We start from the raw sequence: 266 nt of genomic DNA on the forward strand, positions 1-266 counted from the left end.
ATAACCCGAAGGTCGTAGGTTCAAATCCTGCTCCCGCAATATAGATTAATTAGGCTCGGTAGCTCAGTTGGTAGAGCAATGGATTGAAGCTCCATGTGTCGGCGGTTCGATTCCGTCTCGCGCCATTATATATTTATATGCACCCTTAGCTCAATTGGATAGAGTACCTGACTACGAATCAGGCGGTTAGAGGTTCGACTCCTCTAGGGTGCATTTCGGGAAGTAGCTCAGCTTGGTAGAGTACTTGGTTTGGGACCAAGGGGTCG

General features: G+C 48.5%; 2 tRNA genes. Both read left to right on the forward strand.

Annotated elements, in window-relative coordinates:
- Positions 1 to 52 precede the first annotated feature (52 nt).
- Positions 53 to 125, forward strand: a tRNA-Phe gene (locus EAF07_RS10495).
- A gap of 14 nt (positions 126 to 139) precedes the next feature.
- Positions 140 to 213 (forward strand) — tRNA-Arg (locus EAF07_RS10500).
- Positions 214 to 266 lie beyond the last annotated feature (53 nt).

It is taken from the genome of Streptococcus hillyeri (assembly GCF_003686955.1).
Classification (GTDB): Bacteria; Bacillota; Bacilli; order Lactobacillales; family Streptococcaceae; genus Streptococcus; species Streptococcus hillyeri.